Source organism: Desulfosporosinus acididurans (assembly GCF_001029285.1).
Lineage (GTDB): Bacteria > Bacillota > Desulfitobacteriia > Desulfitobacteriales > Desulfitobacteriaceae > Desulfosporosinus > Desulfosporosinus acididurans.
Genome location: NZ_LDZY01000006.1, coordinates 25,559 through 39,890 on the forward strand (window position 1 = coordinate 25,559; position 14,332 = coordinate 39,890).

The 14,332-nt window shown below is 42.0% G+C and carries 14 protein-coding genes, 3 tRNA genes and 1 other RNA gene; 5 read left to right on the plus strand and 13 right to left on the minus strand.

What is annotated here, in order from left to right; translation table 11 throughout:
- The first annotated feature begins 299 nt into the window (after positions 1-299).
- From DEAC_RS09400 to DEAC_RS09415, 4 genes are all read left to right on the plus strand, one after another.
- Positions 300-1,115: a flagellar motor protein gene (locus DEAC_RS09400; protein ID WP_047809815.1), complete on the plus strand. Its 816-nt coding sequence runs from the start codon at positions 300-302 to the stop codon at positions 1,113-1,115.
- A complete protein-coding gene (locus DEAC_RS09405) occupies positions 1,112-1,939 on the plus strand; it encodes a flagellar motor protein MotB (RefSeq protein ID WP_047809816.1) in 828 nt (275 codons plus the stop codon). The genes DEAC_RS09400 and DEAC_RS09405 overlap by 4 nt, the downstream gene beginning before the upstream one ends.
- A gap of 110 nt (positions 1,940-2,049) precedes the next feature.
- Complete coding sequence (locus DEAC_RS09410) at positions 2,050-2,487, plus strand: YaaR family protein (RefSeq protein WP_047809817.1); 438 nt, start codon at positions 2,050-2,052, stop codon at positions 2,485-2,487.
- Positions 2,488-2,550: 63 nt separating this feature from the next.
- On the plus strand, positions 2,551-3,339 hold the full coding sequence (locus DEAC_RS09415; RefSeq protein ID WP_200903116.1) for a CheR family methyltransferase: 789 nt from the start codon (positions 2,551-2,553) through the stop codon (positions 3,337-3,339).
- Positions 3,340-3,413: 74 nt separating this feature from the next.
- On the opposite strand, the gene DEAC_RS09420 is transcribed toward DEAC_RS09415, so the two are convergent.
- The 12 genes from DEAC_RS09420 to dnaG form a co-directional block, all read right to left on the minus strand.
- A complete protein-coding gene (locus tag DEAC_RS09420; protein ID WP_047809818.1) occupies positions 3,414-3,602 on the minus strand; it encodes a hypothetical protein in 189 nt (62 codons plus the stop codon).
- Between the two features lie 229 nt (positions 3,603-3,831).
- A complete protein-coding gene (locus DEAC_RS09425) occupies positions 3,832-4,215 on the minus strand; it encodes an EamA family transporter (RefSeq protein WP_047809819.1) in 384 nt (127 codons plus the stop codon).
- 261 nt (positions 4,216-4,476) lie between these two features.
- A complete protein-coding gene (locus DEAC_RS09430) occupies positions 4,477-5,451 on the minus strand; it encodes an HD-GYP domain-containing protein (RefSeq protein WP_242847115.1) in 975 nt (324 codons plus the stop codon).
- A 482-nt stretch (positions 5,452-5,933) separates the two neighbouring features.
- Positions 5,934-6,373, minus strand: an RNA gene (gene rnpB / locus DEAC_RS22205) — RNase P RNA component class A.
- Between the two features lie 23 nt (positions 6,374-6,396).
- Positions 6,397-6,558, minus strand: a complete 162-nt coding sequence (locus tag DEAC_RS23740; protein WP_162531698.1) for a hypothetical protein — start codon at positions 6,556-6,558, stop codon at positions 6,397-6,399.
- Between the two features lie 255 nt (positions 6,559-6,813).
- A complete protein-coding gene (locus DEAC_RS09440; protein WP_047809821.1) occupies positions 6,814-7,683 on the minus strand; it encodes a Nif3-like dinuclear metal center hexameric protein in 870 nt (289 codons plus the stop codon).
- Positions 7,668-8,468 (minus strand): tRNA (adenine(22)-N(1))-methyltransferase, encoded by an 801-nt coding sequence (locus tag DEAC_RS09445; RefSeq protein ID WP_047809822.1) that lies wholly within the window; start codon positions 8,466-8,468, stop codon positions 7,668-7,670. Before DEAC_RS09445 ends, DEAC_RS09440 begins: the two co-directional genes overlap by 16 nt.
- Before the next feature lie 136 nt (positions 8,469-8,604).
- Positions 8,605-8,679: transfer RNA gene (locus DEAC_RS09450), tRNA-Val, on the minus strand.
- A gap of 120 nt (positions 8,680-8,799) precedes the next feature.
- Positions 8,800-8,874, minus strand: a tRNA-Ile gene (locus DEAC_RS09455).
- 17 nt (positions 8,875-8,891) lie between these two features.
- A tRNA-Asn gene (locus DEAC_RS09460) sits at positions 8,892-8,966 on the minus strand.
- Between the two features lie 86 nt (positions 8,967-9,052).
- Positions 9,053-10,240, minus strand: a complete 1,188-nt coding sequence (gene rpoD / locus DEAC_RS09465) for an RNA polymerase sigma factor RpoD (protein ID WP_047809823.1) — start codon at positions 10,238-10,240, stop codon at positions 9,053-9,055.
- Positions 10,230-12,026 (minus strand): DNA primase, encoded by a 1,797-nt coding sequence (gene dnaG / locus DEAC_RS09470; protein ID WP_053006376.1) that lies wholly within the window; start codon positions 12,024-12,026, stop codon positions 10,230-10,232. Before dnaG ends, rpoD begins: the two co-directional genes overlap by 11 nt.
- 443 nt (positions 12,027-12,469) lie before the next feature.
- Here dnaG and DEAC_RS09475 point away from each other — a divergent pair, with 443 nt between their 5' ends.
- Positions 12,470-13,072, plus strand: a complete 603-nt coding sequence (locus DEAC_RS09475) for a GerMN domain-containing protein (RefSeq protein WP_053006359.1) — start codon at positions 12,470-12,472, stop codon at positions 13,070-13,072.
- A 208-nt stretch (positions 13,073-13,280) separates the two neighbouring features.
- Here DEAC_RS09475 and DEAC_RS09480 read toward each other — a convergent pair whose 3' ends face one another.
- Positions 13,281-14,312, minus strand: coding sequence for a deoxyguanosinetriphosphate triphosphohydrolase (locus DEAC_RS09480; protein ID WP_047809825.1), 1,032 nt, complete (start codon positions 14,310-14,312; stop codon positions 13,281-13,283).
- Positions 14,313-14,332 lie beyond the last annotated feature (20 nt).

Sequence of the window (14,332 nt, forward strand, 5' to 3'; positions counted from 1 at the left end):
AACCCTCACTTATAGAAGCGAGGGCCTAAAAAACCGGATAAATACTTATTTGTATTATGTAGAGATACTAAAGTTTAGAGTAAATTTTGTCGATATTAATTGTAGGGAGATGTTTTCCGCTTCCCATAATCTAAGCTTCTACGCTAAAATCATGTAATAAACGCAAAGGGAGGTATGTCGCAGCCCTTTATTTAGAAAAGCAACTGGGCCAGAGGATCCAGATTATTCTCTTTCTTTTCTCACAAACTGGAACTATGATCTCTATTGCTAATGTATAAAGGAGTGTCGTGGCAAGAAACATGGATTTATCAACGTTAATTGGCGTTATCGCCGGAATAGGCGCTCTAGTCATGGGATATCTTTTGGAAGGCGGCGCTCTTGGGGCCCTTTTCCAATTTTCCGCAGCAATTATTGTTTTCGGAGGAACCGCCGGAGCAGTCTTAACCAGCTTTTCTCTTTCGGACCTCAAACACCTCCCGCATTGGCTTAAGGTTGCTTTTACAAGCCAAACCTTTGGCACCGCAGAAGCTTATGAAGCTCTCATTGGTTTTGCTGAAAAAGCCCGCCGCGAAGGTTTATTAAGCCTTGAACAAGAACTCCAGACTGTTAACGATCGCTTTACTCGTCAAGGGTTACAGCTGGTCATTGATGGCACAGATCCTGAAATCACTGAGGAAATTCTGGAATCAAATATCGCTGTCCTGGAAAAACGCCATAAAGTTGGCATATCCGTCTTTGAAGCAGCCGGCGGTTTTGGACCAACCATGGGAATTATCGGAACTGTTATGGGACTCGTTAAGGTATTAGGTAATCTATCTGATCCGTCAGCACTCTCTGAATCAATTGCATCTGCTTTTATTGCTACCCTTTATGGTGTTTCCTCTGCCAACCTTCTCTGGCTTCCTATTGCCACAAAGCTTAAAATGAAAGACAAGGCGGAGGTTGCCGCTATGGAAATGGTTCGAGACGGAATCCTCTCGATCCAGGCAGGCGATAACCCATCTATTCTCAGAGAAAAATTAAAAACCCACGTCGGTTCTTTGCTCCCCTCTGAAGACAATGATGAAGAAGGTGCAGCGGCAGCAGGCCGTCCTGCAGTTAGTGAGAGCCGATGAGTAGAAAACGCGGAGAAGAAGTTGAAAAGGAGAACGGGGAACGTTGGCTGCTCACCTATTCAGACCTTATTACCTTACTTATGATTTTCTTCGTTGTCCTTTACTCGATGAGTAAAGTTGATTCTGAAAAGTTTCAGGCCATGGCTCAGGCTTTGAACTCAGCCTTAAGCGGAGGCAGTTCTGCCAAAATACAATTGGCAACCAGTCCATCAGGACCGGCTGCCATACCTCCTAAAACTCCTCAAAGTGATACTGTCAAACCCTCCACGACCACGCAGAATAACAACCAAAAGGCAGGTCAAGGAAATGTGGATGCAGATAACAAGTCTATCGAAACCATAAAGGCTAAACTCGATAAATTTGCCTCTGATAATGGCATTCAATCCACCTTAGTAACGTCTGTCGAAGAACGCGGCCTTGTCGTTAGTATTCAAGAAACCTTGCTTTTTGAAAGCGGCTCGGCAGATATAACTCCTTATGCCCGTAATATCTTAGAGAAAGTCTCCACGGTCCTTGAATCATCCTCCAATCAAATCAGGGTTGAAGGACATACGGACAATTTACCGATTCATACCGCCCAGTTCCCCAGCAACTGGGAATTATCGGTGGTCCGTGCTACTAATGTGGTGCAAATTTTACAGCATGACGGCGTTGACCCTAATCGTCTCTCCGCAACCGGTTACGGAGAATACCGGCCAATTGCGTCTAACGATACAGAAGCGGGAAGAGCTAAAAACCGCCGCATCGACCTTGTCATTCTTCGTTCGAAATATGATGTTACGGAACCCACCAGTAACGTTTCTTCAACGACAGCAACGCATTAGAAGCCTGGAAAGACACTCCGAGACAAAAGGCTTGCCCCGAGTCCTAACAACGTTTTTGAAAAAGCCCTACGAATTTGCATTATAAATATCCTTTCTAAAGGAGAATAACGATGGCTATTCGCATTGAGACACCAGCTCAAGCCTCTTCTTCCACGATTGATTCTCAAAATTCCTCAGAACGTACAGTCGATTTTAAAGGAGTCTTGACCCAAACTCAAAACATTCAAAAGACCGAACTTCAAGCCTTTCTCGAGCGTCTTGAGACCCAGGGCAAAAAGTTAGCTCAATCTCTTTCCATTCGAGACTTAAAAGATTTTCGTGATATGGTTAAATCCTTCCTGCGTTCAACCTTTGGTCAAAGCCGAAAAATGCAGGAAGAGTCCTCCTGGGATTTCCACGGCCGTCCGAAAATTATGGCTCGAATCTCCAAAATCGACCACGCTTTAGAAGATCTTGGAAAACAGCTTCTTGACCAACAAGCTAAGCCCTTGGAAGTTTTAACCAAGATCGATGAGATTAGGGGACTCATCGTGGATCTTTTTGCCTAATGTCAGGCTTTGGTGAAGTGACAATATCATACTAATTTATTCAAAGAGAGAGGTGTCATCCTTTTGGCTATAGCACCCATTTCCAATACCTATGAGGACTTTATTAAAGCTTTTCATCCTAAAAGCGGACTTGATCTTAAATTTTATAAACAAAACCAAATGCAGCGAAGAATTCTTAGTTTTATGAACTCCCACGGTTACCCAACGTTTCCTGAGTTCTTTAAAGCCCTCAATTCAGATCAAAGTTTATATGACGCTTTTTTTAAACATCTCACCATTAATGTCTCTCAGTTTTTTCGCGACACAAATCAGTGGAAAACTCTTAAAGAGTCCATTATCCCCCAGCTCCTTCAGAGCAAAAGCCCTCTAAAGCTTTGGAGCGCCGGATGTTCGAGCGGACAAGAGCCTTATTCTTTAGCCATGACCTTGATGGAATACTTCCCGAATAGCAAATTTACAGTCTTGGGTTCAGACATTGACATTAATGTTTTGAATCAAGCTAAGGAAGGCCTTTACAAACAAAATGATTTTGCAAGTACTCCCCCTGAATTCCTGCAAAAATATTTTATTTCAACTGACAAGGGCTATCAAATTAAAGAATCGGTAAAACGATTAGTCACCTTCCAGCACCAGAACCTCCTAACCGATCGATTTCAAACCGGCTTTGACTTTATTGCCTGTCGAAATGTTGTCATTTATTTTACAGACGAAGCCAAGGAAATGCTCTATAAAAAGTTCACAGATGCTCTTAAACCAGGAGGAATCCTTTTTACCGGCAGTACTGAACATCTCTTTGGTATGCAACACCTCGGTTTAAAAGCCGTTTCTTCCTTCTTTTATCAAAAAGGATAAATATTAAGAGGAGCTATTCTCGTAAAGCCAAGAGAAAAGCTCCTCTTCATTATTTCATCTTTAGAAAATTCCAATTAAGCAGTAGGACAGATCCTCTCGTATTGCTGGATAAACTCCTCTAAGGGATAGGTAACACCTTTGCCGTGAACCTCAAGGGATACTTGCTGATCCTTTGAATTATACCCAATAAACTTCATTCCTAGTAACTTGGCCATTTTGGATAACTCGATCCGTGCTCCGCGCCCAAAATCTTTGAATTGCATCCAACACACGCCCCTTTTTTTAGTCTAAAGACTTTTTTAAGTTCTAGGGTTTAGATTATCTTATCCTATTCATATTTTTCTTGCAACTTTCGTTTTCGACAACATTTGCTCTATTTCGCCTCGCCACAGCCCTTTTATTCTCAAAATCTACACGGATCTTCCGTTGTCAGCAGCTTACAACTGTGCTTTAAAGCTCTCTTTAAAGCTCTCTTTAAAGCTCTCTTTAAAGCTATGTCGCCCACAAGCCCAGAACACTAATCCCCGCCAAAATAAGAATGCTGCCCATAATTTTGGGAAATGAAAGATTTTCATGCAGAATCAATGTACCATAAAAGATGGCGATTACATACCCTAGAGCAACTAGAGGATAGGCATAACTTAATTCCCAGCGTGATATAACCACAAGCCATAGAAACGAGCTTAACCCAAAACACATAAATCCTAAAAAAATAGCCGGAGTAAAAATAATCGCTCCCAGTTGCCGCCAAATCCCCGTAACTGTAACTTTTCCATATGTCAGCATGCCTAAGCGAAATAGAAATTGTCCCGTGGCCCCCAGCATAATTGAACCTAAGGCCACGGCCATTGGAGAAAGTTCTGAATTAAGACCCATTAGAAAGAGTACTCCTTGTCTTTTTTCCTTTATAGCCTCTCTTACTTCTCCCCCTAAAAAGATAAACACAAAGTTTGTATTTTTAACCTAAGTTTTCGCAGCATCTCTAAAATTTATACCTGCTTTCTCATTCGGATTGATTGAATTCTAATCGTTTAATAAAACGAGTTAAGTCTTGCAGTAAATCGACATACATGGTTTGTTTGAAATATTGTCCTTCTTGATCATATAAAAGACGAAGGAGTGGCCGAGTCGGCATGTTCAGCGGTATATTGCTGCCACAACTCCAATTTCGCCAGTATTTAAGGTGACTAGGGAACCTTCTGGGTAGAGAATCAGGGATTCCTGAAAGGCTTTAACGATAAGAGGATTAAAATCAATTCCAGAACCGCCAATGACCATTTCCAAAGCCTGGTATGGAGGAAGACCTTTACGATAAGGCCTGTCAGCCGTGAGAGCTTCATAGACATCTGCCACCGCTACAATCTGGGCATCTTGATAAATCTCCTGACCTTTCAAACCAAAGGGATATCCTCTGCCATTCCAGCGTTCATGATGTTCTTTAATCGTAGCGAGCACTGAAGATCTCAGACGGGCATCTTTCAACATTTCTTCTCCCAAAAGAGGATGCTGCTTAATAACATCTCGCTCTTCCTCCGTCAAAATTCCAGGCTTGTTTAAAATTTCCTTAGGCACTTGTAATTTCCCTAAGTCATGAAGCAGGGCTCCCAAAATTAAATTCTTAAGCTTATTTTCATTGTAACCCAGCTGTAGCCCAATAATTGCAGACAATAAAGCCACATTCAAAACATGCATATAGGTCCCAAAATCATGTTGTTTATACCTTTCAAGATTAATTCGATTACCTTCCAAATCCAAGAACGTATCTTTCGTCCGTATTTCTTCCATAATTACTTGAACCAAAGTAAGCATTTTTTCAATATGCTGTGGCTGTAAGAGTTTGGCCTCATGATAGATTCTCCATAAACAGCCAACAAGTTTTACATAAACGTCCTTAGAAAACTCCTTAATTGTCTTAGAAGCCTTGATTAATGCTCTTTTTTCATTTCGAGTTTCCATCTTATATACTTCTTGTCGCTTAAGCTTCGCCAAGACATTAGAGGTAATTAAGCTTCCCTTTGCAAGCAATAACCTACCCTTTGAATCAAATAAGTCTAAAGGTGTTCTTTGCTCTTTTATTGAATTTGGGCTTAACTTTTTCAATACCAAATCCACGACCATTGATCCCCGCTTTCTTTACCTTAAGAAACAAATATTTGAGCTATTATCGTATAAAATAAGTTCAATCTATCAAATTGCTAATATGTATATATAATAAGTCAAATTATTGCACAAACCAACATCTTTCTTTCAACATATTTCGACTTTTTGCACTTCGAATTTATACCATATGTTATACTTTGAGTTTATACCTTAGTTCTTAAAATCCCCCAATGTTTTTTGAAAACCATTCTAATCAGATAAGGGTTTAAAGAACTTCTCTTTTTAGTGAACTCGTTCAGCTAAAGCTGAACATCGAGACTTCGGCGGGGGACCCACTCCCACTTAAAGAAGTGGGAGTCTTACGCTTGGATAAATGTCTATCATTAAGATCAGAAAAGGGAGAATCAAATCCATTGATTCTCCCTTTTCTGATCTTAATAAAACTGAAGGGAAACGGCTATGTATCATTATACATGAGCAGTTTCCCATAAGAATGGCGAAGTGAACCTATAAGCCGAGTTCTGTCTCTCCTTGCGGAGGTGATGATCATCTATCTCGAACTGCCGTTACCGACAGCCTCCAGCGACCTTACCCGGGAACAAAAACGGGCCGTTCATCGTTCCCCTATTCGGTCTTGCTCCAGGTGGGGTTTACATGGCCAGCCAGTCACCTGACTGCCGGTGAGCTCTTACCTCGCCTTTCCACCCTTACCTATCCGGAAGTCAGTCATCGGAATCCAGATGTCAGAAACAGAACTAATTATATCTGACTTCCATCCTCTGATGACTGGTCTCTGGATAGGCGGTATATCTCTGTTGCACTTTCCTTGGGGTTACCCCCACTGGGCGTTACCCAGCACCTTGCCCTATGGAGCTCGGACTTTCCTCAGGAGCGACTTTTCAGTCCCTGCTCCCGCGATCATCTAGCTTACTTCGCTCAGTTATTTTACTAAAAAAATCAGTTTTGGTCAAATGGAGAGTTTTGGTTCTTTTCCATTTCTTCCATTTCATCGTCAATGTCCATCAAGGCTGCTAACCATTTTGCCCGATTTGCATTATCTTCTTTAAAATTGGTTAAAACTTTTTCGCGTTCCATGCGGAGAACTTCTGCTCGATTCATGATGCTATCAACTCCTTCAGTTATTTTACTAAAAATTTCAGACCAAAAACAATTCAAAATTAACAACTATATTTTGGCCTTAATTTTATTTTCTGATTATTTTCTATATACATACAATAACATGATTCCTCATTCAGTGTCAAGTATTAATTATCACTTTCACAAACTTTTTGATTAATTCTTAACTACAATTTACTTTTTATAGCTGAGGAACCTCTGACGCAAGCGGCAGGTTAGTAAAAAAAATCCCCTAGCTTATAGCCAAGGGGATACATTTTTTGAACTAACTTTAAATTCTATACCTTGCAGCGACCTTTCAGAAGACAGGTAATAGTATAATGCCTGAAGCATAGGTGCTTCGCTTAGAAAATGGCCAAGGTCACCCACAGCCATTCCTCCTTCAAGGGCATCAAGGACCGCATGATGATCCACATCTCCTGTGATTAGTAAATCCGCACCTTTAAACAGTGCCTTCGGCACAAACCGACCCCCGCTGCCATTGACAATTGCCACCTTGCGTACATCTTTTTTTAGTGACCCGGCTAAACGTACTCCCGTCAAATTATAAGGATGGGCATAACAATTTGACTGCAGCAAACCTTCCAAAAAGTTCTCCCAGACAACTTCCAATGGTTCCGGGCGCTCCAAGTAACCAATAACTCCATATCCACGAAGTTCCTCTGTGGAATTTGCTGAACTTAAGTTGGCTTGGCGGCTATAGTTACTGCTATTACTTTGCTCTTCAAGAAGCTTTAGTTCTTTTAGGCCCAAAATCTCTCCTAATGTAATGCTGGATGACAGCCTCGACTGGTCAAGATTTGTATGTGCCGCATAGTATCCGATCTGATAGTTGAACAATGTTAAGGGAATCTTTGCCGCAGGATTATCCGACCTCAAATTTTTCAATGGCCGAAACATAAGCGGATGATGGGCAACAATAAGCTGCGCCCCAAAGTCTTTAGCCTCCTCAATTACCTCTAAAGTTCCATCTAAAGCAATCAAAATGCGCTCAACGGGCGCAGAACCAGATCCAACTAACAGACCAACATTGTCCCACTCTTCGGCCCAGCATTTCGGGGCAAGTTTTTCAATATGTTGTGCCACAAGACCTATGGATACTGCCATTTTTTGATTCCCTCCACGAAAACCAACTCCTCAGATACATCTCTGATTTTTTCAAGAGTTTCCGATTTATTGGATAGCTTCATTTGTTCTAATTGTCGCCTAAGCATCTCGCTGTAATCATCCAGATATTCTCTCAGAAGGTCTGCGGCTTCCTCTAAAATCAAAGGGCCAAAATACCAGACTAGCTTATCAACGATCATTGAGTGCCCTAAAAACTTGTTATCCTCCGGCTTTTGAGGGCTTAGTCGTTGGAGCCAGACATCCTTTTGGCAGGATAATTCAGCCATAGTTTGGCCTTCATCTCTGGAAAAAGCCATAACTGTATAGATGCGCTCATCTTCTTTTACCAATTGTTCTGTTTTTAATCGCCACCCACTGTTTAAAAGAGACAAACGTAAAGTCCTTTCCCCTCCTTGAGGCTGTACAATTAAATCCGTCACCGCTTGTAATACCTTTGGTCGAGCAGCGAAGATCTCTAACATGGTCTTTCCACCCATCCCGGCAAGGGTTAAGACATTTACTTCCCCTGCTGCAAGAGGCTTCAGCCCATCTCCCAATCTTACATCAATAACCGGTTCTAGCTGCCGTATTTTAACCGCATTTAAGGCGGATTTAAAAGGCCCTTCATGAACATCAACGGCAACGGCTTTGGCAATTCTTTGGGCTTCTACAAGCGCAATCGGTAAATAAGCATGATCTGTCCCAATATCCCCAAGGCTGGCGTTTAAAGGAACAAGGGATGCAACCAACTGAAGACGCGGACCCAATGTCATTGAAAAGGTCATAGGTCACCTCATAAAAATATTCCTTATTTAAAATTAGATTCTAAAGTATTATATCCAAATACGCATCAGAGAAACAAGAAGGATTAAATTAAAAATGGACTCTGGCATAGCTGCCACAGTCCATCATTTGCTTTATTGGTGGGCGATATTGGTCTCGAACCAATGACCTCATCCGTGTGAAGGATGCGCTCTACCGCTGAGCTAATCGCCCGAATCGATATTTGATATTCATTGTTTGTGGTTCAATCCATTCAAACAAGAACTTTGCGCTTCACATTATTAATCTAATTCACCGTTCGAACTACGAACCTCGTATCTCCAACTACGAATGTGGTGGGCCCACTAGGATTCGAACCTAGGACCAACCCGTTATGAGCGGGGGGCTCTACCGCTGAGCTATGGGCCCTAAAAAGAAAAATAAATTGGCTCCCCGAGTAGGACTCGAACCTACAACCTACCGGTTAACAGCCGGTTGCTCCACCATTGAGCTATCGAGGAATGCCCTTTGCACGGATTATTATAGTTAATCTTTCCGAAATAGTCAAGCTTTTATTTTAAAAATCTTAAATCTTGATATTATTTAACTACTCCAAGTAATCCTTTAACTTCTTACTTCGACTCGGATGACGCAATTTCCTTAAAGCCTTGGCCTCAATTTGCCGAATTCTTTCTCGTGTTACGCCGAATTCCTGCCCAACTTCTTCCAGGGTACGAGTCCTGCCATCGTCAAGTCCGAAACGAAGCCGAAGGACCTTCTCCTCACGTGGCGTCAGCGTTTCCAAAACTTCCTCCAATTGCTCTTTCAGGAGAATGAAAGAAGCTGCCTCAGCTGGAGCGGGAGCATCATCATCGGGGATAAAATCTCCCAAGTGAGAGTCTTCTTCTTCCCCGATGGGAGTTTCTAAAGAGACCGGTTCTTGAGCAATTTTCATAATTTCCCGCACACGTTCAACGGGAATATCCATCACTTTGGCAATTTCTTCGGGAGCAGGTTCACGTCCCAGCTCTTGTAAGAGCTGCCTGGAAACCCGGATGAGTTTGTTAATCGTTTCAACCATGTGCACAGGAATCCGAATCGTACGAGCTTGATCGGCAATTGCACGTGTAATAGCTTGGCGAATCCACCAAGTTGCATAGGTACTGAACTTGTACCCCTTGGTATAGTCGAATTTTTCTACGGCCTTAATTAAGCCCAGATTGCCTTCCTGGATTAAGTCCAAGAAGAGCATACCCCGGCCAACATAACGTTTAGCAATGCTGACTACCAGCCGTAGGTTAGCCTCCGCAAGACGGCGTTTTGATTCTTCATCTCCCGCCTCCATGCCTTTGGCGAGCTCAATCTCATCTTCAGCTGATAAAAGAGGAACCCGGCCAATCTCTTTCAAATACATGCGGACAGGATCATCAATACCTACCCCTTCTGGAACGGAAAGATCGACTTCTGTCTCTTCTTCGATATCATCCGGATCATCCACGAGGTCATCATCATCGTCAACTTTGCCCTTTTTTAAGACTTCCTGTTCAACATCCTCAGGCCCAGGCACAACGTCTATTCCCATTTGAGCAAGTTGTTGGTAAATATCATCGATTTGATCCGCAGAAAGCTCAATCCCTTGAAGAGCATCCATAATCTCTCCGTAGGTTAGGGAACCTTTCTTTTTGCCATTTTGTATAAGAGCCTGAACGTTGTCCATTTGCTGCTCTTGTTTCAATTGTCCCCTGTCCTCCTTAGGATCTTTCATTTGAGTGCCTTTAACCTTACTATTTGCCACGTTTCAACCGCTCTCCTATCTCTTTCAACAGAGCCATGGCCCCTGCCATGTCACCGGATTTTTCTAAGGCAACCATACGAGCCTGCAGATCTTCAACGGTCTCCTCTGTTTGAGCAGAGAGAATACCTTGAATGCAATCTTCAAGCAACCGCTCAGTTTGGGATGTATCAAACTCTTCCAGGAGTAGGCTTGCCAAACGACTTTGAACCGTTTCATTGCTACGGTTAGGTAAACTGCCTTCCTGATCGAGATAATCAAAAATTTGTTGATGCGTGGAAACTCTCCAAAAAGAGGTTCCTAATTGCTCCTTAATTTTTTTTATTAAGGAGATATCTTCTAATAACAAGCGCAAAAGTGTCCGTTCCGCTCTATATACCCCCAGATCAACGGTCGGCTGAGGGGCTTCCGAATCGCTCTTACATATAATGGCATTACTAATATTATCCCTATTTTTCTCAGAACTAATCGGATTTTGTGGCGAATATTCACCAGAACGTTCTTTTTTACTTTTTTTCTGTCGCAGGCTTTTAATCTCACGCTGTACCGCTTCTAATGTAAGCCCCAGCTCTAAACTTAAGAACCGTTCGTACCCTTCTCTTTCAACTGGGCTGACCACCTTAAGGATATCAGGAGCAAGCTTATGCACAAGCTCAGCTTTCTCTAAAATGTTCTGCGGAGGTTGGTTGTGAGTCAATGTTTGATATTTGAACTCAACATACGTCACTGCCTGTTTAACAAGTTTGTCAAAATCCTCACGGCTGTGATTTTTTAAAAACTCATCGGGATCTTTTGCTCCTTTCAAGATTACGACCTCAACCTGAAGTCCTGTATCGCGAAGGATCTCTCCTCCGCGTATGGCAGCATTGAGACCTGCATCATCAGAGTCATACAGAAGAACGACGCGCCCTGCATACCTTTTCAGGAGATTAGCCTGTTCCCGTGTTAGAGCAGTCCCTAAGGATGCTACGGCATTAGGATACCCTGCATTCTGAAGCGCAATAACATCCATATAACCCTCAGCCAAAAGTGCATAACCTTTTTCTCGAATTCCTTGATGAGCTCGATGCATTCCGTAAAGATGATGCCTCTTATTAAAAAAAGTCGTTTCAGGTGAGTTTAAATATTTCGGAACAGAATCATCTAAAACACGTCCACCGAAAGCAATCGGTATATTGCGGTGATCAAGAATACTAAATAGTACTCGATTGCGAAAACGATCGTAAAACTTCCTTCCATTCTTGTCTGACTTTCCTCTTTCCAAGGCCAACCCAGCTTCAGCGACTTCCGGAGGCTGTACTCCGCGTGTTTGCAAATACTCAAGTAAACCGTCCCACCGATCTGGAGCATACCCTAAACGGAATTTATTCATTGTCTCGGAATCTATACCGCGCTTTTTAAAATAACTTCGCCCGGGCTCCCCTTCGGGTGACTTTAACAGAAGATCATGATAGTAGTTGGCTGCCCATTCATTAATTTCTTCAAAGCGACGTCGGAGCCGAGCCTTTTCTCGCTCTTGAGTCGACATTTCTTTTTCCGGGAGCACAACACCGCACCTCTGCGCTAACCTTTGAACACTTTCTAAAAACGTCCAATTTTCCTTTTTCATAAGAAAAGAGAAAACATTTCCCCCCGTATGGCAACCGAAACAATAAAACATTTGTTTTTCTGGAGTCACCGTAAAACTTGGTGTTTTCTCAGCATGAAATGGGCAAAGGCCTAAGAAATTTTTGCCTTTGCGCTGTAAGCTGACATATTCAGATATGACCTCAACGATTTCAGTACGCATACGCACTTCTTCGATCACTTCGTCTGGAATTAATTCCTCATGAACCCTGTTTTCCACGTTCTTCGCCCTTCGATTTGCTTTCACAATTCAGATGGTTTGTCAACCCTATCTCTATAACAATTCTTCGCCGAAAATTCACGGAATCCTCTTTTTTAAACCCCTTATCAAGAATTAGTTTTAAGAAGGATGCAATTCTCAGTTCAAGATCTATTTAATTCTCTCTTTTAGTCCATAATCCCTCTTTTCTTCGACAAATATTTGCCGCATAACTATGACTTTTCTTCTTCAAAAAAGCCCTTAAGGGACTATATGTTATGGAATAATTTCCCATACCCTTTAACATTATCAAAAAGCATGTTAGAATAAGCAATAAACTAAATTTGTTGTGGGCATCGTTCTTTATAGGCCTGTTAAAACAGCACGATTTTGAGGAAGGAGAAATTATGACTAAAGGTATTCATAAAGTACATAGTTTCATGTTAATAGCCTTATTACTTATCGTCACAGTTTTGGCGGGATGTAACTCAGCAAAAACTCAGCAAACCCAGTCGTCATCAGATAACCAAACAACTACTACACCATTAACCCCCTCCTCACCTTCAACAAGTGAACCGGAAAGTTCTGCAACGCAAGCAGAAACAGTAAAACTAACACTTTACTTTCCTAATGCCGATGGGAGCGCTTTAGTTCCTGCTCAACGAACTGTTGAAGTTTCAAATCAAGAAATTATTAAAGCAATGTTTAAAGAGCTGTCATCTCCTCCTTCAGGTTTAGAACCTCCCCTTCCTAAAGGAACGATCTTGAGGAGTGCTGTTGTTAAAGACGGTGTTGCTACCCTTAGTCTTTCGAGTCAATTTCGAACGAATTTTGGCGGCGGATCGGACGCTGAATTAATGACTATCTACAGTATCGTAGACAGCATAACGAACTTGCCTGGTGTTCAAAGCGTTCAGTTCCTTTTAGAAGGGCAAAAACAAGATGCTATTCTTGGAAGCCTAGATACAAGTGTTCCGCTAAAGAGTAACCCAAGTTTGATTCGCAAATAATTACGTAAGTAGTAAGTAGGTCATGTAAATTATAGGTTGTGATTTCAGACTTTTGCCCAAACCTTAGTTTGGTTCTCTTTTCTAAAACTTATACCCTTGTATAAAAACAATCCTATATTATTGACAATTGCTAAGAGAAAGGTTATAGCAAACGAATTTCAGTTTCTATAGTCTTTCTTTTTTGCACCCTGCTTTACCCCTGCCGGTCTTAGCGCGGGATAAATAAAGTTGTAAAGAGATCAATGGCATAATTATCAGTCAATCCGGAAATATAGTCGACTACAGCTTGAGTTTTATCGCCTTCGGCCCAAGCTAAATAATTGCTCGGCAATTTTTCAATATTATTTATATAATAGTCAAACAGAGCTTGGACAATGTACTGTCCTTTACGACGTTCCTCCCGCAAGGCAGCACTGTTATATACTTTTACAAACATAAACTGTCTAAACTCGTTCATTGCCCCCCCAACTTCAAGAGTCTGGCGAATCTGAGATTTTCCCTTCGACGCTTCGATCATATCAACGACCATATTCGAAATCATAACACTGGGCTTTTCTCCCAATATCTTCTTCACGTTTTGCGGCAAATCGTCTTGGGATAATAACCCTGCCCGTAAAGCGTCATCATAATCATGGCAGAGATAGGCAATACGATCACCGGTTTTGACAATTTGACCTTCAAGGGTAAACGGAATTCCCTCTCCAGTATGGTTCAAGATCCCGTCAAGAACAGGCTTTGTTAAATTTAAACCTAAGCCGTCACGTGCCAGTACCTTCATAATTCGAATCGATTGTTCATTATGTTCAAAGCGCCCAATGATCTTCTGCAAGGCCTCTTCACCAACATGTCCAAAGGGAGTGTGGCCGACATCATGCCCTAAAGCAATCGCCTCAATAAGATCTTCATTTAATTGTAAACCTCGTCCAATGGTGCGGCAGATTTGTGAAACCTCAAGACTATGTGTCATTCGCGTACGATAATGATCCCCTGAAGGGGCGATGTAAACCTGAGTCTTATGCTTTAAACGCCGAAAGGGTTTGCTGTGTAAAATCCGATCCCGATCCCGCTGAAATTTTGTACGGATGGGGCATTCTTCTTCCATACGTTCTCGAAGGGCCGTTTTACTCTTAGCAGCATAAACCGATAGTCGTTCTTCATTTTTTTCTGTTCGTTCACGTATAGTTAAGCGAGTATCTAAGTTGGAAGAATCTTCCTTCAAAGGCTCAATTCTGTCACACATAGACATATCTCCTCACTTTC

Bases quoted from the DNA above. Each gene is read 5' to 3' on its own strand.
- DEAC_RS09400 (WP_047809815.1), top strand. From the start codon at position 300: ATGGATTTATCAACGTTAATTGGCGTTATCGCCGGAATAGGCGCTCTA.
- DEAC_RS09405 (WP_047809816.1), top strand. From the start codon at position 1,112: ATGAGTAGAAAACGCGGAGAAGAAGTTGAAAAGGAGAACGGGGAACGT.
- DEAC_RS09410 (WP_047809817.1), top strand. From the start codon at position 2,050: ATGGCTATTCGCATTGAGACACCAGCTCAAGCCTCTTCTTCCACGATT.
- DEAC_RS09420 (WP_047809818.1), bottom strand. From the start codon at position 3,602: ATGCAATTCAAAGATTTTGGGCGCGGAGCACGGATCGAGTTATCCAAA.
- DEAC_RS09425 (WP_047809819.1), bottom strand. From the start codon at position 4,215: ATGGGTCTTAATTCAGAACTTTCTCCAATGGCCGTGGCCTTAGGTTCA.
- DEAC_RS23740 (WP_162531698.1), bottom strand. From the start codon at position 6,558: ATGAATCGAGCAGAAGTTCTCCGCATGGAACGCGAAAAAGTTTTAACC.
- DEAC_RS09440 (WP_047809821.1), bottom strand. From the start codon at position 7,683: ATGGCAGTATCCATAGGTCTTGTGGCACAACATATTGAAAAACTTGCC.
- DEAC_RS09445 (WP_047809822.1), bottom strand. From the start codon at position 8,468: ATGACCTTTTCAATGACATTGGGTCCGCGTCTTCAGTTGGTTGCATCC.
- dnaG (WP_053006376.1), bottom strand. From the start codon at position 12,026: ATGCGTACTGAAATCGTTGAGGTCATATCTGAATATGTCAGCTTACAG.
- DEAC_RS09475 (WP_053006359.1), top strand. From the start codon at position 12,470: ATGACTAAAGGTATTCATAAAGTACATAGTTTCATGTTAATAGCCTTA.
- DEAC_RS09480 (WP_047809825.1), bottom strand. From the start codon at position 14,312: ATGTGTGACAGAATTGAGCCTTTGAAGGAAGATTCTTCCAACTTAGAT.